We start from the raw sequence: 24,885 nt of genomic DNA, 5'->3' as shown, positions 1-24,885 counted from the left end.
GGACGCGGCGCGGCTTACGCGCGGTCGTCGTCAGGAGCGGACGGTTCTGCCGGCGCGATGCCCTCGCGCTCGTCCTGGCCGGTCTGGCCGGATTCGGTCAGTTCGTCGGCCTTGACGCCCGGCGTGTTGGCCTGGGCGATCAGCCGGTTCATTTCCATGCCGCGCGACATCTGGCGGTCGTGGAAGAAATGCAGCGTGGGGACGGTGTGGATATGCAGCCGCTTGAACAACAGCGAATGCAGCCAGCCCGCCTTTTCGTTCAGCGCGGTTTCGGCCGCGGCCGGCTCGGCGCCCATGACGGTGAAATACACCTTGGCATGGGCGTAGTCCGGCGTCAGGTCCACGCCCGTGAGCGTGACCAGTCCGGCGCGGGCCGTATCGACCTCGCGCTGGATCATCTCTGCCAGGTCCTTCTGGATCTGGTCGGCCAGCCGCTGGTTGCGGCCGCCGGGGAGCTTCTTCTGCCTGTGACGACTCATCTGCCTGCACGTGCCCCTTTACAGGGTACGCGCCACTTCCTTCACCTCGAACACCTCGAGCTGGTCGCCGATCGCGATGTCGTTGTTGTTGCGCAGCGTGATACCGCAATCGAAGCCGGACTTGACCTCGCGCACGTCGTCCTTGAAGCGGCGCAGCGAATCGACCTCGCCGGTCCACTGGACCACGTTGTTGCGCAGCAGGCGGACCTGCGAATTGCGGCGGACCACGCCATCGAGCACCATGCAGCCGGCGATGTTGCCGATGCGGGACACGTTGTAGACCTCGCGGATCTCGACCAGGCCGATGACCTCCTCGCGCTTCTCGGGGGCCAGCATGCCCGACATGGCCGACTTCACGTCATCCACGGCGTCGTAGATGATGTTGTAGTAGCGCACGTCGATGCCGTTGTTCTCGGCCAACTTCTTGGCGCTGGCATCCGCCCGCACGTTGAAGCCGATGACGACCGCCTTCGAGGCGATGGCCAGGTTGATGTCGCTTTCCGACACGCCGCCGACCGCCGCGTGCACGACCTGCACGCGCACCTCGTCGGTGGACAGCTTGGTCAGCGCCTGCACCAGCGCTTCCTGCGAACCCTGGACGTCGGTCTTGACGATGAGCGCCAGCGTCTGCACGCCCTCGCCCATGTTGTCGAACAGCGATTCCAGCTTCGCGGCCTGCTGGCGGGCCAGCTTCACGTCGCGGAACTTGCCCTGGCGGAACAGCGCGATCTCGCGCGCCTTGCGCTCGTCGCTCAGCACCATCAATTCGTCGCCGGCGGCCGGGACCTCGGTCAGGCCCTGGATCTCGACGGGAATGGACGGGCCGGCCTCGGCGATCGGCTTGCCCACTTCGTCCAGCATCGCGCGCACCCGGCCGAAGCTCGCGCCGGCCAGCACGGCGTCGCCGCGCTTGAGCGTGCCGCTCTGGACCAGGATGGTGGCGACCGGGCCGCGGCCCTTGTCCAGCTTGGCTTCGATGACCAGGCCCTTGGCCGGCGCATCGACGGGCGCCTTCAGTTCCAGGACTTCGGCCTGCAGCAGCACCTGTTCGAGCAGTTCGTCGATGCCGGCGCCGGTCTTGGCCGACACGGGCACGAAGGGCGAATCGCCGCCGTACTCTTCCGGCACGACTTCCTCGGCCACCAGTTCCTGCTTGACGCGATCGGGGTTGCTCTCGGGCTTGTCGATCTTGTTGATCGCCACCACGATGGGCACGCCCGCCGCCTTGGCATGGTGGATCGCTTCCTTGGTCTGGGGCATGACGCCGTCATCGGCCGCCACCACCAGGATCACGATGTCCGTGGCCTGGGCGCCGCGCGCCCGCATGGCGGTGAACGCCTCGTGGCCCGGGGTATCCAGGAAGGTCACCACGCCACGCTCGGTTTCCACGTGGTAGGCGCCGATGTGCTGCGTGATCCCGCCCGCTTCGCCCGAGGCGACCTTGGCGCGGCGGATGTAGTCCAGCAGCGAGGTCTTGCCGTGGTCGACGTGGCCCATGACGGTCACCACCGGCGCACGCGGCATCTCCACGGCATCGGTGGCCGGCGCCTGGTCCAGGAAGGCCTCGGGATCGTCCAGCTTGGCCGCGATCGCGGTGTGGCCGAGTTCCTCGACCACGATCATCGCCGTTTCCTGGTCCAGCACCTGGTTGATGGTGACCATCTGGCCCATCTTCATCAGGACCTTGATGACCTCGGCCGCCTTGACCGCCATCTTGTGGGCCAGGTCGGCCACCGAAATGGTCTCGGGCACGTGCACTTCGCGCACGATGTTCTCGACCACCTGCTGCGCCTTCTGGTCCTGGTGACGGTTGCGGCCACCGCGGCCACCGCCGCGCCAGCCGTCGCGGCTCGCGCCGGCGGTCGCGTCGCCGCGGGTCTTCAGGCCCTTCTTGCGCGAGGCATCGTCGGACCAGGTCGAGGCGACGGCCCCGGCCTTCAGGACCTTCTTGCCCGGCGCGGCCTTGTTGTCGTCCTTCTTGGCGGCCGGCGCGGCGGCTGCCTTGTTGTCCTGGCCGGCAGCGGCCTTCGCGGCCGGCTTGTGCAGCGTACCGGCGATCGGCGCCGTCGGGGCGGCAGCCGGCGCGGGCGCCGGTTGCGGAGCGTGCAGGACCTTGTTGCGCGGACGGCTCAGCATCTCGCGCAACGCGGCGGCCTCGGCTTCGGCGGCGCGGCGCGCCTTGTCGCGCGCCTCGGCGGCCTTGGCGTCGGCCTTGCGCATTTCTTCCGCCTTCTTGCGGGCCTCTTCGGCCTTGACGCGCGCCGCCTCGGCGCTCGACGCAGCCTGGTTTGCTACGACATCGCTCACTGCAGCCCCTCCCTCGGGCACGGCAGGGTGGGTAGATTGGGCAGCGGCTGCCTCGGCGGCGGCACGCTTGGCTTTCTCGGCTTCGGCCGCGGCTTCCTCGGCTTCCTTGGCCGCGCGCTCGGCGGCCAGGCGGGCCTGTTCCTCGACTTCGCGCAGGCGCGCCTCGGCCTCGCGGCGCTCGCGTTCCTCGGCTTCGGCACGCTCGCGCGCCTGCGCCTCCTGCTGCTCGCGCTCGAGACGCGCGGCTTCCTGGGCCTCGGCTTCCGCCTGGCTGGCGCGCGCCTCGTCCTCGGGGCGCGCCTGGCTGGTTTCCAGTTCGGCGCCGTCGCCCGCGTCGCGCTTGATGAAGACGCGCTTCTTGCGCACCTCGACCTGGATCGTGCGGGCCTTGCCGGTCGCATCGGCCTGCTTGATCTCGGACGTCTGCTTGCGGGTGACCGTGATCTTCTTGCGGTCTTCGGACGCACCATGGGCACGGCGCAACGATTCGAGCAGTTGTGCCTTGTCGCTTTCGGTGACGGTATCGTCGACCGACTTGATGCTTACTCCCGCGGCGCGCAGCTGCTCCAGCAGTACGTTGGCGGGCAATTTCAGCTCGGTTGCGAACTGGGCGACAGTGTTACTCGACATTCGTTTCTCTTCCCCGGTGTGGCTGATCGACGGTATGGGCAAACTCAAGCCTGCTCGAACCAGTGCGCGCGCGCACGGACGATGAGCTGCTTGGCCTGCTCTTCATCGATGCCGGTCAACTCGATCAGTTCGTCGACGGACAGGTCCGCCAGGTCGTCGCGCGTGAGCACCTGCCCCTCCGCCAGCTTGGCGGCCAGTTCGGGCGTCACGCCTTCCAGACTCAGCAGATCCTGCGCGGTCTCGACCCGCTCTTCCTGCGCGATGGCCTCGGTCAGCAAGGCGTTGCGGGCACGATTGCGCAGTTCGTTGATCGTGTCCTCGTCGAAGGCTTCGATTTCCAGCAGTTCCTGGATCGGCACGTAGGCGATTTCCTCCAGGCCCGTGAAGCCTTCCTCGATCAGGATGTCGGCCACTTCCTGGTCGACGTCCAGCTTGGACATGAAGGTTTGGCGCAGGGAGCTGTGCTCCTGCTCCTGCTTGGCCTGGCTTTCGTCAGGCGTCATGATGTTGATCTGCCAGCCGGTCAGCTCGGACGCCAGGCGTACGTTCTGGCCGCTGCGGCCGATGGCGATCGCCAGGTTGTCCTCGTCGACCACCACGTCCATGGCATGGCGGTCTTCGTCGACCACGATGGACTGGACGTTGGCCGGCGCCAGCGCGCCGATCACGAACTGCGCAGGATCCTCGGACCATAGCACGATATCGACCTGCTCACCGCCCAGCTCGTTGCGCACCGCCTGCACGCGCGAACCGCGCATGCCGACGCAGGTGCCGATCGGGTCGATGCGGCGGTCGTGGGCGACCACGGCGATCTTGGCGCGCACGCCGGGATCCCGGGCCGCGCCCTTGAGCTCGAGCAGGCCCTGCTCGATCTCGGGCACTTCGTTCTCGAACAGCTGGGCGATGAACAGCGGCGTGGCGCGCGACAGGATGATCTGCTGGCCGCGGGCCTGGCGGTCGATGCCCTTCAGGTAGGCACGCACGCGGTCGCCCACGCGCAGGTTTTCCTTGGGGATCATTTCCGAACGCGGCAGGCGCGCCTCGACCTTGCCGATCTCGACGATGGCGTCGCCCTTGTCCATGCGCTTGATGGTGCCGGACACGATCGACTCGCCGCGCTCCAGGAAATCGTTCAGCAGTTGCTCGCGCTCGGCGTCGCGGATCCGCTGCAGGATGACCTGCTTGGCGGCCTGCGCGCCGATGCGGCCGAACTCGATGGGCTCGAGCGGCTCTTCGATGTATTCGTCCAGCTCGATGTTGGGCACGACCTCGCGCGCTTCCGACAGCAGCGTCTGCTGGTCGGGCATCTGCAGGCCGGCCTCGTCGGGCACGACCAGCCAGCGGCGGAACGCCTCATGGTCGCCCGTCTCGCGGTCGATCGCGACACGAATGTCGACATCCTCTTTGTAGAGCTTCTTCATGGCGGAGGCCAGCGCGCTCTCGAGAGCACCGAACACCACGTCGCGCGTGACGTTCTTCTCGCGCGCCAGCGCGTCCACCAACAACAGAATCTCGCGGCTCATCGCTTTTTGCCCCTGAAATTCAGAACCGGATCCAGCTTGGCCCGCTCGATCTCGTCGAGCGTGAACCGCAATACCTGGATATCCCCTTCCTTTGCTTCGAATTCGATGCCGAACGTCTCGGGTTCGGCGCCCTTGTCTGCCCCATCCGCCTGCGCGGCCGGATCGGCTTCCGGAACGACCAGCGTGCCGGCGAAAACCTTGCGTCCCTCGAACGGCAGGCGCAGCTTGACCTGCGCGCGCTCGCCGGCGAACCGGATGAAGTCCCTGGCGGTGCGCAGCGGCCGGTCGGTGCCGGGGGAACCGACTTCCAGCCGCGCGTAGTCGATGTTCTCGACCTCGTAGACGCGCGACAACTGCCGGGAGACCGCCTCGCAGTCCTCGATGCGCACCCCGCCTTCGCGATCTATCGTGACACGCAGCAGCCCCTGCCCGGCGCGTTCCACGTCGACCAGTTCAACCCCCAGGCCCGCCAGGGATTGTTCGGTAAGCTGAAAAAGATCTGCCATGCCTCGTTATGCGCCCTCGTTCGTGAACGGCATGCCTGGCATGCCGCCGTGTATCGGCCGTGGCCCGTCGCCCGGCGCTGGCCAGGGATCCGACGGACACGAACCGGAAAACCAAAAAAAAATGGGCTGCACGGCCCAGCCCATTTTGCGACATCGCCCGGATCGCGCGCTTACGCGCCGCGAGGTCCGAACGACCGCCTGTTCTGTTGTCGGAGGACTCAACCGGGGACCAGCCTTCGGGCACGAATGCCGCAAGCCGCCTTTCAACCGGAGAACCCTCCTGCCCTACAACACACCAGCCGCCCACGCAAAACGTCGGACAGCCATCGCGCAAGGTGGAGACCGGCTCGAAAAGTGCCCTGTTCGCGCACTGAACCCTAAACGCGGTGTCTAGCCTGTAAATGTTAAGCCAAATCGGCCTTTTTTTCAAGCCAATGGCCACCGCGCCACAGGAGAGGCCTAGCCGCGGCCCCGGCGTGCCCGTCCGTTCGCTCCGCCCAGGAATCCCAGGTGGGACTCGTGCGCCGAAGCGCTGCGAGGCTGGCGATCTTCGCCGGCGCCACGACCGGCGCCCTTCCCCGCCTTGGGACCGTTGCCGCCCTTGCCCCGGCCGCGCTGGGCGCGGCCGCCGGCCGCCGCCCCGGCCTCGGGCTTGCGGCCGTCGGGCCGCGCCCCCGGACGGGCCGGGCCTTTCTTGCCGTGCTTGCGGCCGCCGGGTCCACCGGCGCGCTCGGCACCACCGTGGGGGTGCCCATTGGGCAGGCCACCCGCGAAACTCTGGCCCGTGCCATAGGGGTCGGAGGGGAAACTCTGCCCCACTCCCGGCATGGCGGCCTTGCCGCCCTGGATGCGCCCCTTGCGGCCGACCCGGGCGCCATGCATGCCGTTCTGCTCCAGCGTACCGAACCCCGGGGGCAGCGCGGCCTCGTGCGATACGGGCTGCGTGCTGCGCCGTCCCCGGCGCCCGCCTTCCTCGTCGTCCGCGCGGACCAGGCCCAGCTGGACCTGCAACGCCGTCACCAGCGAAGGATCGAGCTCCTCCCACCGTCCGCGGCGCAGGTTGCGCGGCAGGGACACGTCACCGAAGCGGGTACGCAGCAGGCGGCTCACCACCACGCCCTGCGACTCGAACATGCGCCGCACTTCGCGATTGCGGCCTTCCTGCAGCGTGACGCGGTACCAGCGGTTGCTGCCGTCGCCGCCCAGGTAGTCCAGGGAACCGAACGCGGCCATGCCGTCATCCAGTTGCACGCCCTCGACCAGCGCCCGGCGCTGCTCGTCGGTCATCTCGCCCAGCACGCGCACCGCATATTCGCGCTCCTGCCCATAGCGGGGATGGCTGAGGCGGTTGGCCAGGTCGCCGGAGGTCGTGAAGATCAGCAGGCCCTCGGTGTTCAGGTCCAGCCGGCCGACCGACAGCCATTTGCCGTTCTTGATCTTGGGCAGCCGCGAGAACACCGTGGCACGGCCCTCGGGGTCGTCCTGGGTGACGATCTCGCCCGCGGGCTTGTGGTAGAGCACGACCCGCGGCGGACGCGAGGTATGGCGCCGCTGCACCAGCTTGCCGTTCACGCGCACCTGGTCATTGGGCGCCACGCGCTGCCCGATGTGGGCGGGCTCGCCATTGACCGACACCCGGCCGGCCACGATCAGCTCTTCCATTTCGCGCCGCGACCCGATGCCGGCATCGGCCAGCACCTTGTGCAGCTTGGGCATGACGGCCTCGCTGGACAGGTACTTGCCCAGGCGGCGCTTGAGGTCGGGGGCCTTGTCGAGGAAGGACAGCGCCTGTTCGGCCTCTTTCTCGGCCGCGCGCAGTTCCTCGGGACTCAGTTCGGGCAGCGCCATCTGGGCGCCGTCATCGGCCTGGACACCCGCCTCGCGGCGCTTCTGGCCCGCGCGCCGCTGCTGCGGCGGCTTCGGACCCTTGGCGCCCCTGGGGCCCTTGGCATCCTGGGCACCCTTCGCCTCGCGCGGCTTGCGGCGCGGCGGCTTGGCTTCGGCGGGAAACAGCGTAGCCTGGCCGTCTTCGGCGGCAGGCGCCTCGGCCGGGGCCCCCGTTTCCGGAGCAGCCTCATCGGCCGGACGGCGCCGACGGAAAGGCGTACGCAAATTCCGCCGGCCCCGGGCCTTTTCCTGCGTGGGCGCACCTGCCTCCAACGGAGCGGACGCCTCCACGCTTTCGGCGGGGGGCATATCGTGCGTGGTTTCGTTCATGTATGGTCTTGGTTGCTTGTCTTCGTAACCGAGGACTCCTCGTCCTCGACACTCGGCGCCGGCTCGGCGTCGGGCGCTTGCATTTCGGTTTCCTGCTGGCTGGCGGACTCGTCCGCCGCATCGCCGGCGGCGATTTCCTCGCCCACCGGCTCCCGGGCCTGCGCCGCCTGGGCAGAAGCCTCGTCCGCCCCGGCGCCGCCGGAGTCGGCGCCTTCGACGACGGCTACTTCATCGGCGACAGTCACCTCATCGGCGACGGCCACATCCTCCGCGGCGACCACCTCGTCAACGGCAGTCCATTCATCCGCTGCGGCCGCTTCCTCGACGGTGGCCGCGCCCTCGGCGACGGCCACTTCTTCAACGGCGGCCTCGCGCGTTTCGCCGGCTCCGGCGACCTCCGCGGCCGCGTCATCATTGGCAGCCGCCGAGGCCTCGCCCGGGATGTCCTGCTCGGCCCCGTCCACCGCCAGGGACAGGTCTCCGGATCCGTCCAGCCCGCTCAACGCGGCCACGGATTCGGCGGACTCCAGAGGCGGCAGCTCGTCCAGCGCCTTCAGCCCCAGGTCGTCCAGGAAATGTCGCGTCGTGCCGAACAGCGCCGGACGGCCGGGCGCGTCGCGATGGCCGATCACCTCGATCCAGCCGCGGTCCTCGAGGGTCTTGATGACCTGCGAGGACACGGTCACGCCGCGGATTTCCTCGATGTCGCCGCGCGTGACCGGTTGCCTGTAGGCCACGATCGCCAGCGTTTCCATGACGGCCCGCGAATACTTCGGCGGCCGCTCGGGATTGAGCCGTTCGAGATAGGGCCGCATAGAGGGCCGGCTCTGGAACCGCCAGCCGCTGGCCAGCGCCACGAGCTCGATGCCTCGCTCGGCCCATGACTGGTGAATGTCCTGCAACAGGCCGCGTATCGTGTCGTTGCCGACCTCGTCGGCGAACAGCTTGCGCAGTTCCGACAATTGCAACGGTTCCTGCGCGCACAAGAGCGCAGTCTCCAGCACGAGCCTTGCCTCGCTGGTGTTCATGAGCGTGTGATCAAACGGGCGTAATCCGTATGGTTCCCAATACGGGTTCTGATTCTTAGAGCATGTGGCCTGGACGACCGGCTCGACCGACCTTCAGGCGAGCTGGCGGAGTTCTACGTTATGCTGAACCGGCCTGTGATGATGCGGGAGCGTTTTGGGAGCCGGGTTCGTGACCACCGGCAAGACCGGCCGCGCCTTGTCGGCGCGGGCGCAAGCCCCTGCAGCGGTTCTTAGTGTAGCGTCTGCACGCGCTTGTCACAAGCCTCCGGGCAAACCGGTCCCGCGCGGTCGACGGGCCCCAACCCATTCCTGCCTCTCCATGCCTGCCTCCCGACTCTGGAACTCCGCCTATTTCCTGCTCATCACCACCGTGCTGTTCTGGTCGGGCAATTTCATCGTGGGACGCGCGGCCGGCGGCACCGTGCCACCCATCGCGCTGGCCTTCTGGCGCTGGGCCGGCGGCACGCTGATCCTGCTGGTGCTGGCCCGCCGGCATTGGCTGAACGACCTGCCGGCCATCAGGCGGCACGTGCCGATCCTGCTCCTGCTGTCGCTGCTGGGCATCGCCGGCTTCAACACGCTGGTCTACATCGGATTGCGGCAGACGTCCGCGGTCAACGCGCTGTTGATGCAGTCGGCGATCCCCATGGTGACGCTGCTGTTCTCGTTCCTGCTGTTGGGCCAGCGCGCGTCGCTGCCGCAGATCGCCGGCGTGGCGATCTCCCTGGCGGGCATCGCCGCCATCGCGACCCGCGGCCGCCCGCAGGACCTGCTCGCCCTCGCGCTCAATCCGGGCGACGCCTGGATCGTCGCGGCGGTCGCCGTCTGGGGCCTGTACACCACCCTGCTCGCCCGCCGGCCCGCCATCCATCCCCTCAGCCTGCTGACCGTCACCTTCCTGATGGGCACGCTGATGCTCCTGCCCCTGTACCTGTACGAGCACGCGCAAGGCGCGCGCATCGAAGCCGGCCTGCCGGGGGCACTGGCCATCGCCTACGTGATCCTGCTGCCCGGCATCGTCGCCAACTTCTTCTACAACCGCGGCGTGGAACTGATAGGCGCGGGACCCGCCAGCCTGTTCATCCACCTGATGCCGGTGTTCGGCACCCTGCTGGCGGTCGTGTTCCTGGGCGAGCGGGTCCACCTTTTCCATCTGGCCGGCATCGGCCTCATCGCGACGGGTATCGCGCTGGCGACGGCCGCACGCAGGCGGGCCGCCGGGCGGCGGCCGTCATCGTGACGAGGAAAGACCGGCGCCTGGCCGGCGCGGCTAGGGACGGAAGTCGCCCGTTCCCAGCTGGACGATTCCGCTGGTGGGCGTGCCGAGGGTTTCCGCCGCCGCGCTGAGGATTTCGTGCCGGCCCCGGTGGAACGCGGCCAGCAACGCGTCGGCGGACGCATCCGAGGCGCCGAAGTGCTCGCGCAGCACATCGGCGGAAATCTCGAACTCCTGGGATTTGCGGCCCTCGAATCGGGCGGTGAAGCGAACGGCGCCGTCAAGCACGGCGGGCCGGACTTCTCTGGCAAGCTCCGTGGTCATAAGCCTGTCTCCGATAGTCTGAACCAGCGGCCGTCCCTAGGGCCTAGCGACGACCGATTCGCGCATCGCGATCCTTGACTCTAGGCCCAATGGCCGCGCGCGTCCACTGCACCCGGGGTAATGCGATGCATAAGCCCCAACCCATCCGGCTTGCGGCGGTGCAACGTTTCGTTGCATGCGCCGCGCGCGCCCGGCACAATCGCGGCTTTGCCGGATCGGCATGTCGCGCTTGTCAAGGAAATCCGCATGGCCATGCTGGGTCTGAGGGGAAAATCGCTGCTGGCACTGTTGTTCGCCTGCGCCGTGGCGCTGGTGCCGGCGGCGCTGCTGGCCTGGCAGGGCATCAACGCCGTCCGGGAATACTTCGGCGTCGCCTACGCCCGCAACCATACGCTGCTGAGCGAGCAGAAGCTGCTGGCGCCGGTCATGCGCGAACTGGCGCTGGCCCAGCGCATGGCCAACTCGACGCTGACGCTGGACTGGATGCGCGATCCGGCCGACCCCGAAAAACGCCGCCGCTTCTTCCGCGAGGCCCGGGGCTACCAGCGCGACTTCCGCGACCACTCCTATTTCGTCATCGACGGCACGCCTTCCTACTACTACAACGACGACAAGGGGCCCACGATCGAAACGCCCCGCTACACACTGAAACGTTCCGAACCCAAGGACGCCTGGTTCTTCTCGACCATGCAGGACAGCTCGCCCTACGACCTGCAGATCGACGTGAACCACGTCCTGGGCGTGACCAAGTTCTGGTTCAACGTGCAGGTGCGCGACGGCGAGCAGCGGCTGGGCATGATAGGCACCGGCCTGGACCTGACCACCTTCCTGAAGGGCTTCATGGAGGGAGTGGAGCCGGGCGTGACCACCATCATCTTCGACCGCCAGGGCAACATCCAGGTCCATCCCGACGCCGACCGCATCGCCTACAAGTCCATGACGGCCGAGGAAACCGCCCAGCGCACGGTCCAGGGACTGGTGGGCCGCGATACCGAGCGCAACCAGTTGCAGAAGGCCATGGCCGACGCCCTGGCGAACCCCGGCCACGCCGTTCCGCTGTTCGCCACGCTGAACGGCGCGAAATCGGCCGTCGCGCTGGTCTACCTGCCCGAACTGCGGTGGTACGTCCTGACGTCGGTGGACCTGGGCATCGCGCGCATCGTCAACTACCAGTGGCTGGTACCGGCGCTGCTGGCTCTGGCCGCCGTGCTGTTCCTGCTGCTCCTGGGTTTCGGCTACGCCGTGGACCGGCTGATGCTGGCGCCCCTGCGCCGGCTGCAGCACACGGCGCAGGCGATCTCGGCCGGCCGCTACGACGTCACCCTGCCCGAAGGCGGCAGCGACGAGATCGGCGAACTCAGCCGGGCCTTCGGCGTCATGGCCGAGAAGGTCCGCTCGCATACCGCCGAGCTGGAACAGCGCGTGCGCGAGCGCACCCAGGCGCTGGAAGAAGCCAACGAGCGCATGGCCGCCACCCACAAGACCATCGACGACTCCATCGACTACGCCAGCCTGATACAGCGCGCGATCCTGCCCGACCGCCAGCTGGTGCAGTCCCTGGGACGACACCATTTCGTGCTGTGGAAGCCCCGCGACGTGGTGGGCGGCGATTTCTACGTATTCCGCGCCGATGGCGACAACTGCCTGCTGGGCGTGGTCGATTGCGCCGGCCACGGCGTCGCCGGCGCGCTGATGACCATGCTGGCCCGCGCCGCCATCGACCACGCCATCGCCGAGGCCGGACCGGGCGACCCCGCAGCCATCCTGACCCGCACGGACGCGGCCATGCGCGCCATGCTGAGCGATGCGGAACTGCCGCGCGCGCTGGCCACCAACATGGACGCGGCCCTGGTCTACGTCGACCGGCATGCTGGACAGTTGCGCTTCGCCGGCGCGAAAATGGCGCTCTACGCCAGCAGCGGCGACGCTGTCGAGGAATACAAGGGCGCCCGCCGCGCCCTGGGGGAAAAACGCGTCGGCGAATATGCCAATGTCACCCTGCCCCTGGCCGACCGCACGTTCTACCTCGTCACCGATGGCCTGCTGGACCAATCCGGAGGCGAGCATGGTTTCAGTTTCGGAAACAGGCGCCTGGTCGGCCTGCTGCAATCGGTGGCCGGGCTGCCGCTCGACCAGCAGGCCCGCGCCGTTACCCAGGCATTGGTAGACTACCAGGGCCGCCAACCGCAGCGCGACGATATTACCGTCTTGTCATTCAAGTTCGAGCAGGCCAACCTTAGCGCGGAGTCATGATGGATTCGATCGACCTCTTCGCCATGCGCGAAAGCTTCACCCGCGACCGCATCATGCTGTGTTTCAACGGCCCCATATCGCGCAGCCTGATCGAGGAAATCGGGAACGCGCTGCGCAACTATCTCCAGGCGGAGCAGGTGCAGCCCTCGGCGGCCATGGATGTTTTCGGCGCATACATCGAAATGACGCAGAACATCCGGCACTATGCCAGCGCCCAGGGCTACGCCGAGCACGAGGCGACGGCCACGGTCATCGTCGCCAACAAGGAAGACGGCCGCCACGTGGTGTCGGCCGGGAACGTGGTGGAGATCGCCGATGGCCACTCGCTGCTGGAACGGATCAACGCCCTGGCCCGGCAGGACAAGGCCCAGCTCAAGGCCAGCTACAAGGAACAATTGCGCAAGCCGCGCGAAGCCGGCGCCAGCAGCGGCTCCGGACTGGGCCTGATCGATATCGCCCGCAAGGCCAGCGAGCCGCTCAGCGCCTCGCTGCGGGAAATCGACGCCGGCCGGGCTTTCTTCAGCCTGAGCGCCGTCATCTAGCAAACGAGTACCAGCACCATGAGCAACCTCACGATTACAGGCAGCCAGTCCACTCCCGCCATCTCGGGCGATTGGGAAGCCGGCGTCCTGACCATGGCCGGCGATTCCTATCCCGAAAATTCCTTCGACCTGTTCAACCAGGTCATCGACTGGGTCGAACGCTTCCTGGCCGAAACCAGGCGCCCCCTGTCCCTGGAGCTGCACCTGCTCTACCTGAACACCAGCAGCGTCCGCGCCATCATGGACGTATTCGACCTGCTGGAGGACGCGCATGGCCGCGGCCACCCTGTCGCGGTCAACTGGCATTACGATAGGCGCAACGAACGGGTGGCCGAGCTGGCCGAGGAATTCAAGGAAGACTGCAGCTTTCCTTTCGCCATCCTCGCTCACGACTGACCTGACGACCATGAAACGCGACATCGAGGACCTAGGCCGGCGCATCGAGCAGTTGCTGGCCCAGCCGGAGTACCAGGACCACCCGCTGCGCGTGGCCCTGGACGAACTCTGGCGCGCCTTCCTCGACCAGACCACCCGGCTGGAGCGCGTCACCCACATCTCCGACGGCTATCAGACCCTGGCCAAGGAGCGCGAGAACGACCTGGACGAGCGGTTCCAGAAACAGTTGCGCAAGCTGGAGAAGCTGGCCCGCATCTCGGACCACTACCAGCGCATGATGCAGGACCTGAACGTCGCCCTGAGCGATGCCTCCAACCGCGACGTCCTGACCGGCCTGGCCAACCGCCGGCACCTGATGCACCGATTGAAGGAAGAAAGCGAGCGCGCCTCGCGCTCGGGCCAGCCCTACACGATCGCCATGCTGGACATCGACCACTTCAAGCGCATCAACGACACGCTCGGCCATGCGGCCGGCGACCGCGCCCTGATCGAGGTGGGCCGCATCCTGCAAAGCTCGCTGCGCGAATACGACCTGTGCGGGCGCTGGGGCGGCGAGGAATTCATGATGATCATGCCCGGGACGACCCTGGTGTCGGCCCAGACGCTGGCGCAGCGGGTCTGCAAACGCATCCGCGAACACGCCGGCGCGCCGGACGTCGGCCAATCCATCAGCGCCAGCGTGGGCATCAGCGCCTATCGCCATGGCGAGCACTATTCCGACACCGTCGAGCGGGCCGACGCGGCCCTGCTCGAGGCCAAGCGCCGGGGCCGCGACTGCATCGTGCTGTCCGAGGTCTGACGGCCTTGCCCGACGGCGCCGAACGCCGAAATACGACGATGGGGCCCGAGCCTCTATAATCTTCCCGCGGTCCGCCTGGACGGCACCGCAAAGCCGGACGCCATGATCCGGCGGAGTTGGAGGAGGCTCAGTTTCAACGGGCCATCGATGCACATCCAGCCTTTCCTCCTGTTCCCGGCTCTACGCCATCCCGCCTCGCGCAGCTACGCGCTGAGGTTGGCCGCCGCCTCGATACTGGCCATGGCGGCCGCCACCGCTTTCTCCATCGCCAACCCGTGGTGGGCCGCCATGGCCGTCTGGATGATCGGCCAGCCCACGCGCGGACTGCTGCTCGAGCGCAGCCTGATGCAATTGCTCGGCACCCTGGCCGGCGGCCTTGCCGCGGTAGGACTGGCCGCGCTGACGGACGGCGCCCCGGCGTTGCTGCTGACCGCGCTTTGCGTGTGGCTGGGCCTGTGCTGTGGCGCCAGCAACCTGCTGCGGCACCAGCGCGCCTACGGCGCGGCCTTGTGCGGGCTGACCACGGCCGTCATCGTCGTGCTGACCGTCGGCACGCCGCTCGACACGGCCACCTTCGCCACGGCGCGCATGCTCGACAACATGATAGGCATCGCCGCCTCGCTGCTCGTCATCGCGCTATGGAATCCGCCCTCTCCCGCGGCCGCCTTGCTGGAGAAGACCCGCGACCTGCTTTGCGCCACCCTTGCCCATGCCGCCCTGCAATTGGGGCCGGAGCTGCCGACGGACCTCGTGCCGCGTGCACGCCGGCTCGTGGCCGCCCTGGCGGAACTGGAAACCACGGCCGAGGACGCGACCGCCGGGTCCCTGTCCCAACGGCGCCGCCTCAAACCCCTGCGCGGACTGCTGGCGGGATTGCTCGACCTGGTCGCCGTCATGCCGGCGCTGCGCCAGCACGCGACGGCGCTGGCCCCGGCCCACGCGGAAGACCTGGACCAGTTGCGTGCCAGCCTGGACGACCTGGCCGAGACCATCCAGGCGGGACGCGGAACCTCGCTGGCCATCGTCCGCACCGCGACCCGCCGCCTGCGCGGCGCCGATCCCCTGTTCGACACCTGCCTGGACGAATTCGAACAGGCGCTGGCAGCCATCGCGGCCAGCTACCGGAACATGGCGGCGACCCTGCCGGAACCCGCAGCCTCGGCCAGCGTCCACCATCCTGATATCGCCGGCGTGCGCATCGCCGCCTGGCGCGGCGTGGCCATCCCGGCCCTGGCGGCAGGAGCGTGGCTGGCGTCAGGGTGGGAACCTCTGCGCTACCTCATGCTGGGCGCCTGCATCTTCACCGCCCTGTTCGCCTCGGTCGACGAACCCGTGCCGCTGATGCGGCGCGTGCTGGCCGGCGCGACCGCCGCGGCGGTCGCGGCCTTTGCGTGGCGCGTCGGCATCGCGCCCGTCGTGTCCCACCCCTGGCTGTCGCTAGCCCTGGCCTCGCCGCTCATCCTGGCTGCTGCCACGGCGCAGGCGCACCGCGGCACGGCATTCATCGGCCTGGCCTTCAACATGCTGTTCGCGGTGCTGGCGCAGCCGGTCAATATCGGACCCGCCGAACCGATGGCGTTGCTCACGGTCGAGCTCATGCTGCTGACAGGCATCGCATGCAGCTACGCCGCCTACCGCTGGCTGATCCCGATGACCACCCAGCGCCGCCGCCGGCACCTCCACCGCGCCATACGCGCCGAGATCGCCGCCATCGCCCAGCAGGCCGGCACGCCCGCGCGCGCGGTGCGCCACCTGGCTCGCCTGCGCTTCCTGATCCTGGCGCTGATCGCGCGCTCAGGCACGGAGGCGGCCACCGCCGACGGCGCGCTGGCGGCGCTGTCCCTGGGGCACGCGCTTGCCCGCATGGGCCACATGCTCGACCGGCGCCCCGACGCGCCGGAAGCGCCGTGGATAGGCCAGGCCCTGCACACGATGAGCAAGCCGCTGGCCATGCCGCACGACGCCGGTGCAACGCTGCAGAACTACGCCACCCGGGCCCGCGCGGCGGGCGCCTCCGCCACCATGCCCGCCGTCCGCTGGCTGGAGGAAGCCGCGGAGCACCTGACCGAACACACGGCATTCTTCCGCACGCAGCCGGCAAGGAAAGCATGGGCGCCGCAGGTTGCCGATCTTTCTTCTTCCCGCGCAAGGCAAGGCAGGGAACGCGCATGAAGGCAGCTTCCCATGCTCCAGTTTGCATTGGGAACATGACAGGGATATAATCTTTTTCTCAGACGCGGGGTGGAGCAGTCTGGCAGCTCGTCGGGCTCATAACCCGAAGGTCACAGGTTCAAATCCTGTCCCCGCAACCAAACAAGAAACGGCCTCGATCGCAATGCGACGAGGCCGTTTTGCTTTGTGTCTGCCTTGGTGCTCTCGTTCGAGATCATTCACGAAATAAACCGAGGAAATGATCCGAGCCGCCCCACTATCAATGGCTCTTGAATCATCGCGTATTGGCCTGCGCTCTTCCCTTCACTTCCAAGCCCCTATCGAGGTCGTGGCAACCTGAAGGCATTGGACACGCATGCGCCTTCGAAGCACCCATACCGAGGAATGGACCGCGCAAATGCAAACGGCCTCGTCGCATTGCGATCGAGGCCGTTTTCTATTTGGTTGCGGGGACAGGATTTGAACCTGTGACCTTCGGGTTATGAGCCCGACGAGCTGCCAGACTGCTCCACCCCGCGTCTGAAGAAAAAGATTATACACGTACTCGCGCGGCCATGCCTCACGCCGCCAGCGCCACCTTCTCCCTGCCCTTCAATCCCAGCATCTCGCGCGCCTCGTCGGGCGTCGCGATGCCGAAGCCGAAGGACTCCAGGATGCCGCGTATCTTGCCCACCTGCTGGGCATTGGAAGTGGCCATTTCGCCGGGTCCGATGGACAGCGAATCCTCCAGCCCGACCCGCACGTTGCCGCCCATCAGCGCGGCCTGGGTGACCAGCGGCATCTGGTGGCGGCCGGCGGCCAGGACGGACCATTGGTAACTATCGCCGAACAGCTTGTCGGCGATGCGTTTCATGTGCACGAGGTTCTCGGGATCGGCGCCTATGCCGCCCAGCACCCCCAGCACGAATTGCAGGAAGATCGGCCCCTGCACCAGGCCCCGGTCGACGAAGTGCTTGAGGTTGTACAAGTGGCCGACGTCGTAGCATTCGAACTCGAAGCGCGTACCGTGCGCGCGGCCCAGGCGCTCGAAGATGGTTTCGATGTCGCCGAAGGTGTTGCGGAAGATGGCGTTGCGGGTCTTCTCCAGGTGCTCGCGCTCCCAGGGAAAGTCGAAGTCCTTCATCTTGTCCAGCACGGGGAACAAGGCGAAGTTCATCGACCCCATGTTGCACGAGGCCATTTCCGCCGAGGCATCGATGGCGCCGGCCAGGCGCTGATCGAGCGTCATGGTGTGCGAGCCGCCGGTGGTGATGTTGATGACGGCGTCGGTCTGGGCATGGATGCGCGGCAGGAATTGGCGGTAGACCTCGGGCTCGAAGGCCGGCCTGCCGTCGGCCGCGTGGCGGGCATGCAGGTGCAGGATGGCGGCGCCGGCCCGTGCCGCGTCCACCGCCTGTTCGGCGATCTGGTCGGGCGTGATGGGCAGGTGCGGCGACATGCTGGGGGTGTGCACCGATCCGGTGACGGCGCAGGTGATGATGACTTTTCTGGGCACGAAGAGGCTCCTGGTCTGGCGTTATGCCGGCTCGGGGACGACGCGGTTTTCGATGTGGCCGATGCCGTCGATCTCGACGCGCATCACGTCGCCGATCTTGAGGAAGGAAGGCGGATCCATGGCGGCGCCCACGCCCGAGGGCGTGCCGGTGGCCAGGATGTCGCCGGGCTCGAGCGTCATGACGGTGGACAGGTAGGCGATCTGGTCGTAGATGCTGTAGATCATCTCGCTGGTCCGGGCTTCCTGGCGCACTTCGCCGTTGACCCGCATGCGCAGCGTCAGCGCCAGCGGATCGGGCACTTCGTCGTCGGTGACGATCCATGGGCCGATGGGGCCGGTGGTGTTGAACGACTTGCCCAGGGTCATGGTGGCCGAGCGCCGCTGCCAGTCGCGCACCGAGACGTCGTTGCACACGAGGTAGCCGGCGATGACCTCCCGGGCCCGCTCGGCCGGGACGTGGCGGCAGCGGGTGCCGATGACCACGCCCAGTTCGGCTTCGTAGTCGAGCTTGTCCGAGACGCGCGGCATGTGCACCGGATCGTAGGGACCGTTGATGCAGCTGACCTGTTTGTTGAACCAGACCTGGCTGTCGGGCACGTCCACGCCGGCGCGCTTGGCCTCGATCACGTGCTTGCCGTAGTTCATGCCGATGGCGAGATACTTGCCGGGATCGGGCACGGGCGCCTCCAGCCTGACGTCGGCCAGCGGATAGGCCGGCGCCTGTTCGGGATCGACGTCGCGCGCGCGTTGCAGCAGCGCGCGCCCGCCGGCGAGCAGGCCACGCATGGTGGCGGGCAGCGCCGGGTCGGCGGCCGCGAGGTCGATCACGCGCGTGCCCTCGACCTTGCCGATGGAGGTCCTGCCGCGATGGGAGAAAGTGACGAGTTTCATGGGTTCCTTGTTCAAGCGGAAGAAGAAGGTGGTCCGGCCAGGGCCTGCGCCAGTGCGTCGGGCGGCAGGTGGCCCCAGTCGCTGATGCGGTCGTATTCGCGCACGTCGTTCCAGTCCTCGCCCACGGTGCGGCCGGTGGCGCCGATCTCGACGCGCCAGCCGTCGGGGCCCAGGCTGTAGAAACTGACCATGCCGTCGTTGGCGTGCTGGCCCAGCGTGTTGGCGAGCGGCGTGCCGGCGCGCAGCGCGCGGTCGTAGGCCAGTCCCACGCTGCGCACGTGCGCGACTTCGAAGTTGATGTGGTGCAGGCGCTGCGGGACTTCGGGCCGCGGCAGGTAGGCGATGGCCAGCGAATGGTGGCGCGGATTGCAATGGAAGAAGGAGACGTGCATCTCGATCTCCCCCATCGGCAGCCGCAGCCAGTCCGACAGGACGAGGCCCAGGCCGTCGATGGCGAAGCGGCGCGCCGCGTCGTATTCGCCGGCGTCGCCCACAGCGAAGACGAAGTGGCCGAAGCCCTGCCCCTGCGTGACGAAGCCTTCGGGAAAGTGCGGGCTCGCGAAAGGCGTTGCCGCCTCCTCCAGCCCCGTCACCAGCTCCAGCGGAACGTCCCAGGGAGTCTGGATCACCGTCAGGTCCCGCACGCGCCGGGCCGCGCGCTCGTCCGCCGTGCCGGCGCGCATGCGCCACCCCTGGGCCGACAAGCGCCCCAGCACGCGGTCATATACCTGCGCATCGACCGCCTCGAAGGCGATGCAGGCGGCATCGTTGCGCGCGCCCTCGCGCACCCATACCCGCTGGGCCTTGCCATCGACGCGCCAGGTCGCCGCCCCATCGGCGGCGGGTTCGCCGGGCATCAGGCCCACGACGTCGGTCAGGTAGCGCCCCAGGTCCGCCGGCGCGGTGCTGTCCAGGCCGATGTAGGCCGCTTCCAGTCCTGTCCTCACACCGGCCTCCTATTGCTGCACCGGCTGGGCGTTCACGTCGCGCAGCACTTTTTCCCAGCGCGTGCGCTCGGCCCGCCAGTAGTTGCCGAACTCATCCACCGACATGGGCTTGGGGTAGACGCCCAGGGTGTCGAGCTTGTCGATCACGTCACGTTCGGCCAGCACCGTGGCCAGGTCCCGGTTGACGCGCTCGATGGCCGGCTTGCCCGTGCCTTGCGGCGCGACGACCGCGAACCAGCCGTTGATGACCAGCGAGGGATAGGACTCGGACGCCGCGGGCAGGTCGGGACGATTGGGTACCCGTCCCTCGGAGAACATCACGATGGGCTTGAGCCGGCCGCCCTTGATCATGGGCTCGATGGGCGGCACGCCGTCGATCAGCATCTGGGCATCGCCCCCGACCACGGCCGATATGCTCTGGGAACTGCTGGAGAACGGCACGGCGCGCAGCGGCACGCCGGCGGCGCGCGACAGCATGTCCACCGCCAGGTTGGGCACCGAGTACAGGAAGGTGGTCGATACCACGAAGGTGTCGGGCTGGCGACGGGCCATGGCCAGCACGTCGGCCAGCGTGTTGGCGGGCGACGAGGCGCTGACCGCCGCCATCATCGGGCTGATGCCCACCATGGCCACCGGCTGGAAGTCGCGGACGATGTCGACCTGCGAGCTCTTGTACATGTAGGGCGTGAGCGTCAGTACCGAAGCGGGGGTGAACACGAACATGTGCTCGTCGCGCTCGGCCGATTTCACCGCCGCCAGCCCGACCAGGCCGCCGGCCCCGGGCTTGTTCTCGACGATGACCGGCTGGCCCCAGATCCTGGACAGCTTGTCGCCCAGGAGCCGGGCCATGATGTCGGGCGCCGTCCCGGCCGCAGCCGGCAGGACCAGCCGCACCGGCCGGGATGGCCAGGTGGCCGCTTGGGCCGTGCCGGCCAGGCAGGCCGCCAGCGCGAGGCCGGCGGCGATCCATTTGCGTCGTGATGCGTTCATGTGTCTGTCTCCTGGATGGTCTTGTCTTGTGTGGTGGTGCGATGCCGGTTCAGGCGTGGACCGCGGCACGCCCGGCCGCGAGTTCCAGTGCCATGGCGCCTTCTTGCGGATCGTGGCCGCGCCATGCCACGTACTGGTCCGGCCGGATCAGGACCAGGTCGGCGCCATAGAGCTCGCGCAGGCCGTCGATGGGAGGCGCGACCACCGTCAGCGGAACGTCCGTGCCCGCCTGCGCGGCCAGCGCCTGGGCCGCGTCCCGCGCGGCCGGGCGGGTGGCGAGCAGCGTCATCCCGCGGAAGGCGAAATGGTCGAACAACGACGCCCCGCGCTCCCGGCCCGGCGCCAGCCAGGCATGCGGCGCGCGGCAGCCCGGGCGAGCGCTCTGCACGTAGCGTGTGGAGTCCCAGGCCTCGCCGCCCGCCTCCGGTCCGTGCGCCAGCACTGGCGACTGCTCGTAACGGCTGCCCAGCACCACGCCCAGCGAATCGAATTCCTGGCGCTTGGAGGCAAGGATGGCTCGCTCCGCTTCCCGGCGGGCGGCGTCCCCCGCCGGCCCGTCGTCCTCCAGGCCATCGCGCCACAGGCTGCCCGAGCTGTGCGACAGGTTGTGCACGGCCTCGTCCACCACCCGGCGATGCACCTGGCGGCGTTCCACTTCGTAGCTGTCCAGCAGCGCGGGACCGCCCCAGCCGTCCAGCGCCGCCGCCAGCTTCCATCCCAGGTCCACGGCATCGCCGATGCCCATGTTCATGCCATGGCCGCCGAAGGGCGGGTGCAGGTGGCAGGCATCGCCGGCCAGGAACACCCTGCCGTCGCGATAGCGCGTGGCGGTCAGGCGATGCGCGGTCCATTCGTCGCGATGGCGGATGTCGATCGGGATGTCCAGGCCCAGCGCGGCACGCATCAGGCCTTCGATGGCCGGCTCCTCGCCGTCGCGGCGGGCATAGCCGAAGGTCCACATGTCGTTGGCGTCCAGCGGCGCGACGACCGCCGGCGCCTCCGGATTGACGAGCCAGTACATGACCGCCGGCCCCAGCCCGTGCATGCCGGCCAGGCCCGGGGCGTGGAAGATGATGTTGCGGTGATGCGAGAGCGGCGAGACCCCCTCCATCCGGATGTCCAGCCGGGCGCGCACGGTGCTGCGGGCGCCATCCGCGCCGGCCATGTACGCGGCCCGCACGCGCAGCGGTCCATCCGGTCCTGCCAGCACGGCCTCGACCCCCTGCGCCGACTGCGAAAAATCCTCCAGCCGGGTCGAAAAGCGCACCTGCACGCCCGGCAGGCTCTGCGCGTGGTCGCGCAGCACCTCTTCCACCTTGTATTGGGGCACCCACTGCGCGTGCTCGGGAAAGCGCTCGTCGCGCCTGGGCGAGCAATAGAACGCGTTGGTGAACCGCGCCAGTTCCCGGCCGGCCAGCCTGGTCGCGAACACCACGTTGGACGGATAGTCGACACCGAAGGGGGCCGCCTGCGCCAGCTTGCCCGCCACGCCCCAGCGCCGCATCAGCTCGCGCGAACGCACGTTGGTCGTCTTGGCGCGGGGCGCGAGTCCCACCCGGTCGTGCTGCTCCACCACCAGGCAGCGCCGCCCCTGCATGCCCAGCTCGATGGCCAGCGCAAGCCCAACGGGGCCCGCCCCGATCACCAGCACGTCGGTCTCCAGCAGCGTCTCGCCCGCCATGCCGTCTCCTTCCTGTGTTCTTGAATTGACAGCAGCTTAGGCATTCGGCGATGCTCTGGAAAGATCATTACCTTGATATAGGTTATGAACAATTCAGATAACCAGGACCCGCAGATCGCCGATTTGCGGGCGGTGCTGGCACTGATCGAGGACGGCACCGTCACCCGCGCCGCCCGGCGCCTGGGGCTGACCCAGTCGGCGCTCAGCTACCACCTCGACCGCATGCGCAAGCGTTTCGCCGATCCGCTGTTCGTCCGCGTGGGCAACCGCATGGCGCCCACGCCGTTCGCCCAGCGGCTGGCCGAGCCGGCCTCGCGGGTGCTGCGCATCGTGGAAACCGAGATCGCCGGGCTGGCGCGTTTCGATCCCGCCCAGACCAACCGGGAGTTCCGCATCGGCGTCAACGAGATCGGCGCCATCGTGCTGGTGCCCAAGCTGATGAAGCGCCTGGCCGAGGTCGCCCCGCACGCCCGCCTCGCCCCCACGCAGGTCTCGGCCGACACCATGGCCGCCGCGCTGGAATCGGGCGAACTGGACGTCGTCGCCGGACACGTCCCGCGACCGCACGACGCCCTGCTGCGCCAGCATCTCTATCGCCGCGCCTACGTCTGCGTGGCGCGCCGCGACCATCCGCGCATCGGCGATACGATGACCCTGCGCGAATTCGGCCGCACGCCGCAGGTCCAGTCGCCGTCCGTGCCCATCACCTTCGCCTGGATCAACGACCAGTTGCGCAAGCACGGCGCGCAGAGCCAGGTGCGGCTCACCACCGAACACGTGGCCGCGATTCCTTTCATCGTGGCCGCCAGCGACCTGATCGCCATCATTCCGGACGAGGTCTACCACCTGTTCCAGCCTATCGCGCCGATCAAGAAAGTGCGGCTGCCGCTGCGCATTCCGTCCATCGACGTGCACCAGTACTGGCACTCGCGCGTGGCCGGCGATCCGGCGAACCAGTTCTTCCGCTCGGTGGTCTACGAGGTGGGCTGCGAACGCCAGCCCGCTTCGCCCGGCGACCTCTCGTATACTTGACGGACCTCCCGGATCTCCGCAACCGCCGGGGCGCAGCGCCGCTTCCGCCCCCTGGACACGCCATGACCGCTTCCGAACGCGCCCTCACGTATTTCCCGGCTCCGCGCTCCCAGCGCTACTGCTCGCAATGCGGCAACCTGCTGACCCGCCGCGTTCCCGACGACGACAACCGCGAACGCGATCTCTGCGACCACTGCGGCGCGATCCACTACCAGAATCCCCGCATGGTGCTCGGGACCATTCCCGTCTGGGAAAAGCAGGTGCTGCTGTGCCGCCGGGCAATCGAGCCGCGCCATGGCTACTGGACCCTGCCCGCCGGCTTCATGGAGCTGGGCGAGACCACGGCCCAGGGCGCGGCCCGCGAGACCCAGGAAGAGGCCGGCGCCCGCATCGAGATGGGGCCGCTGTTCGCCGTGCTGGACATTCCGCACGTGGACCAGGTCCACATCTTCTATCTTGCGCGCCTGACCGACGTCGAGTTCGAGCCGGGCCCCGAAAGCCTGGAAGCCCGATTGTTCGACGAGGACGAGATTCCCTGGGACGACCTGGCCTTCCGTTCGGTCTCCACCGCGCTCAGGCTGTTCTTCGCCGACCGGGCGCGCGGCACGTTCCAGATCCACAGCGACACCCTGCTGCGCGGTCCCGAGCCGGTTCCCGCGTTCTCCACGCCCGCCCCTTGAGTCCCTCGCGCCCGCGCATGCCGGCCCTGCTGGAGCCGGACACGCCCTTCCCGCCGCTCGAGCAGGCGCTCGAGGATCCCCCGGGCCTGCTGGCCGTGGGGGCCGACCTGTCCATCGAACGGCTGCGCGCCGCGTACGCGCACGGCATCTTCCCCTGGTACCTGCCGGGCGAGCCCATCCTGTGGTGGAGCCCGGACCCCCGCATGGTGCTGTTCACCGACCGCTTCTCGCCCTCGCATTCGCTGCGCAAGAAGCTGCGGCAGGTCGAACGCGATCCCGCCATCGAGGTCAGGGTCGACACGGCTTTCGACGACGTCATGCGCGCCTGCGCGGCGCCACGCAGCGACGAGCGTCCGGCCACCTGGATCACGCTGCCCATGCAGCGGGCCTACCGGCTGTGGCACCGGCAAGGCCAGGTGCATTCGGTGGAAACCTGGATCGACGGCGAACTTGCCGGCGGGCTGTACGGCGTCTGCCTGGGCCGGATGTTCTATGGGGAATCCATGTTCACCCGGGTGGCCGACGGATCCAAGATCGCGCTGGCCTACCTGGTGCGTTTCTTGCTTCGCCATGGCGTGGAGATGATCGACTGCCAGCAGGACACGCGCCATCTGGCCTCGCTGGGTGGCGCCACGATTGCCCGCGCGGAATTCGAGCGCCTGATTGTAAAATTCACCCGGATGCCCGAGCTTCCGTGGCGCTCGGGCAGGCTGCGCCACGACGGCGAGATCGTCGACCTGGACGCGCCCCACGCTGCGGCCGACCCCGGCTGAACCG

21 protein-coding genes and 2 tRNA genes are annotated in these 24,885 nt (G+C 68.3%); 10 read left to right on the top strand and 13 right to left on the bottom strand.

Annotated elements, in window-relative coordinates; translation table 11 throughout:
- Positions 1–14: 14 nt before the first annotated feature.
- The 6 genes from rbfA to scpB all read right to left on the bottom strand — a co-directional run bounded on the left by rbfA (position 15) and on the right by scpB (position 8,690).
- Positions 15–479: a 30S ribosome-binding factor RbfA gene (rbfA, locus tag CDO46_RS14300; protein ID WP_087839158.1), complete on the bottom strand. Its 465-nt coding sequence runs from the start codon at positions 477–479 to the stop codon at positions 15–17.
- A gap of 18 nt (positions 480–497) precedes the next feature.
- Complete coding sequence (infB, locus tag CDO46_RS14295; protein WP_087839157.1) at positions 498–3,416, bottom strand: translation initiation factor IF-2; 2,919 nt, start codon at positions 3,414–3,416, stop codon at positions 498–500.
- 44 nt (positions 3,417–3,460) lie between these two features.
- Entirely contained in the window at positions 3,461–4,939 is a 1,479-nt protein-coding gene (gene nusA, locus CDO46_RS14290) for a transcription termination factor NusA (RefSeq protein ID WP_087839156.1), read from the bottom strand.
- The gene (gene rimP / locus CDO46_RS14285; RefSeq protein WP_087839155.1) at positions 4,936–5,445 is read right to left on the bottom strand and encodes a ribosome maturation factor RimP; all 510 of its coding nucleotides are present in this window, start codon (positions 5,443–5,445) and stop codon (positions 4,936–4,938) included. The genes nusA and rimP overlap by 4 nt, the downstream gene beginning before the upstream one ends.
- Before the next feature lie 459 nt (positions 5,446–5,904).
- Positions 5,905–7,662 carry a 23S rRNA pseudouridine(2605) synthase RluB gene (gene rluB / locus CDO46_RS14280; RefSeq protein WP_254914607.1) on the bottom strand — a complete coding sequence of 586 codons (1,758 nt, stop codon included), beginning with the start codon at positions 7,660–7,662 and terminating at the stop codon, positions 5,905–5,907.
- Positions 7,659–8,690, bottom strand: coding sequence for an SMC-Scp complex subunit ScpB (gene scpB, locus CDO46_RS14275; RefSeq protein ID WP_087839154.1), 1,032 nt, complete (start codon positions 8,688–8,690; stop codon positions 7,659–7,661). The genes rluB and scpB overlap by 4 nt, the downstream gene beginning before the upstream one ends.
- Positions 8,691–9,009: 319 nt before the next feature.
- Here scpB and CDO46_RS14270 point away from each other — a divergent pair, with 319 nt between their 5' ends.
- Positions 9,010–9,930, top strand: a complete 921-nt coding sequence (locus CDO46_RS14270; RefSeq protein WP_087839153.1) for a DMT family transporter — start codon at positions 9,010–9,012, stop codon at positions 9,928–9,930.
- Between the two features lie 30 nt (positions 9,931–9,960).
- Here CDO46_RS14270 and CDO46_RS14265 read toward each other — a convergent pair whose 3' ends face one another.
- Positions 9,961–10,230 (bottom strand): DUF1488 family protein, encoded by a 270-nt coding sequence (locus CDO46_RS14265; RefSeq protein WP_087839152.1) that lies wholly within the window; start codon positions 10,228–10,230, stop codon positions 9,961–9,963.
- A 246-nt stretch (positions 10,231–10,476) separates the two neighbouring features.
- Between CDO46_RS14265 and siaA the strand changes: the two genes are divergently transcribed.
- The 6 genes from siaA (at position 10,477) to CDO46_RS14235 (ending at position 16,532) form a co-directional block, all read left to right on the top strand.
- Positions 10,477–12,483 carry a biofilm regulation protein phosphatase SiaA gene (gene siaA, locus CDO46_RS14260; protein WP_087839151.1) on the top strand — a complete coding sequence of 669 codons (2,007 nt, stop codon included), beginning with the start codon at positions 10,477–10,479 and terminating at the stop codon, positions 12,481–12,483.
- Positions 12,480–13,025 (top strand): biofilm regulation protein kinase SiaB, encoded by a 546-nt coding sequence (siaB, locus tag CDO46_RS14255; protein ID WP_303395833.1) that lies wholly within the window; start codon positions 12,480–12,482, stop codon positions 13,023–13,025. The genes siaA and siaB overlap by 4 nt, the downstream gene beginning before the upstream one ends.
- A gap of 18 nt (positions 13,026–13,043) precedes the next feature.
- The gene (gene siaC / locus CDO46_RS14250) at positions 13,044–13,421 is read left to right on the top strand and encodes a biofilm regulation phosphoprotein SiaC (RefSeq protein WP_087839149.1); all 378 of its coding nucleotides are present in this window, start codon (positions 13,044–13,046) and stop codon (positions 13,419–13,421) included.
- A 10-nt stretch (positions 13,422–13,431) separates the two neighbouring features.
- Complete coding sequence (gene siaD / locus CDO46_RS14245; RefSeq protein WP_087839148.1) at positions 13,432–14,220, top strand: biofilm regulation diguanylate cyclase SiaD; 789 nt, start codon at positions 13,432–13,434, stop codon at positions 14,218–14,220.
- Positions 14,221–14,367: 147 nt separating this feature from the next.
- Entirely contained in the window at positions 14,368–16,392 is a 2,025-nt protein-coding gene (locus tag CDO46_RS14240; protein ID WP_176400756.1) for an FUSC family protein, read from the top strand.
- A 63-nt stretch (positions 16,393–16,455) separates the two neighbouring features.
- Positions 16,456–16,532, top strand: a tRNA-Met gene (locus CDO46_RS14235).
- 301 nt (positions 16,533–16,833) lie between these two features.
- On the opposite strand, the gene CDO46_RS14230 is transcribed toward CDO46_RS14235, so the two are convergent.
- From CDO46_RS14230 to CDO46_RS14205, 6 genes are all read right to left on the bottom strand, one after another.
- A tRNA-Met gene (locus tag CDO46_RS14230) sits at positions 16,834–16,910 on the bottom strand.
- Positions 16,911–16,951: 41 nt separating this feature from the next.
- On the bottom strand, positions 16,952–17,887 hold the full coding sequence (locus CDO46_RS14225) for a 3-keto-5-aminohexanoate cleavage protein (protein ID WP_087839146.1): 936 nt from the start codon (positions 17,885–17,887) through the stop codon (positions 16,952–16,954).
- 21 nt (positions 17,888–17,908) lie between these two features.
- Entirely contained in the window at positions 17,909–18,778 is an 870-nt protein-coding gene (locus tag CDO46_RS14220) for a fumarylacetoacetate hydrolase family protein (protein WP_087839145.1), read from the bottom strand.
- Between the two features lie 11 nt (positions 18,779–18,789).
- On the bottom strand, positions 18,790–19,725 hold the full coding sequence (locus CDO46_RS14215; RefSeq protein WP_087839144.1) for a VOC family protein: 936 nt from the start codon (positions 19,723–19,725) through the stop codon (positions 18,790–18,792).
- A gap of 9 nt (positions 19,726–19,734) precedes the next feature.
- Positions 19,735–20,715: a tripartite tricarboxylate transporter substrate binding protein gene (locus CDO46_RS14210; protein ID WP_087839143.1), complete on the bottom strand. Its 981-nt coding sequence runs from the start codon at positions 20,713–20,715 to the stop codon at positions 19,735–19,737.
- A gap of 49 nt (positions 20,716–20,764) precedes the next feature.
- A complete protein-coding gene (locus CDO46_RS14205; RefSeq protein WP_087839142.1) occupies positions 20,765–22,396 on the bottom strand; it encodes an FAD-dependent monooxygenase in 1,632 nt (543 codons plus the stop codon).
- Between the two features lie 84 nt (positions 22,397–22,480).
- On the opposite strand from CDO46_RS14205, the gene CDO46_RS14200 reads away from it, so the two are divergent.
- The 3 genes from CDO46_RS14200 (at position 22,481) to aat (ending at position 24,881) form a co-directional block, all read left to right on the top strand.
- Positions 22,481–23,428 carry a LysR family transcriptional regulator gene (locus CDO46_RS14200; protein WP_087839141.1) on the top strand — a complete coding sequence of 316 codons (948 nt, stop codon included), beginning with the start codon at positions 22,481–22,483 and terminating at the stop codon, positions 23,426–23,428.
- A gap of 62 nt (positions 23,429–23,490) precedes the next feature.
- Positions 23,491–24,108: an NUDIX hydrolase gene (locus CDO46_RS14195; RefSeq protein WP_087839140.1), complete on the top strand. Its 618-nt coding sequence runs from the start codon at positions 23,491–23,493 to the stop codon at positions 24,106–24,108.
- A gap of 17 nt (positions 24,109–24,125) precedes the next feature.
- The gene (gene aat / locus CDO46_RS14190; RefSeq protein WP_087839139.1) at positions 24,126–24,881 is read left to right on the top strand and encodes a leucyl/phenylalanyl-tRNA--protein transferase; all 756 of its coding nucleotides are present in this window, start codon (positions 24,126–24,128) and stop codon (positions 24,879–24,881) included.
- Positions 24,882–24,885: the final 4 nt, after the last annotated feature.

The organism is Pigmentiphaga sp. NML030171, from assembly GCF_002188635.1.
Lineage (GTDB): Bacteria > Pseudomonadota > Gammaproteobacteria > Burkholderiales > Burkholderiaceae_B > Pigmentiphaga > Pigmentiphaga daeguensis.
This window is presented reverse-complemented; position numbering and strand designations above follow the sequence as displayed.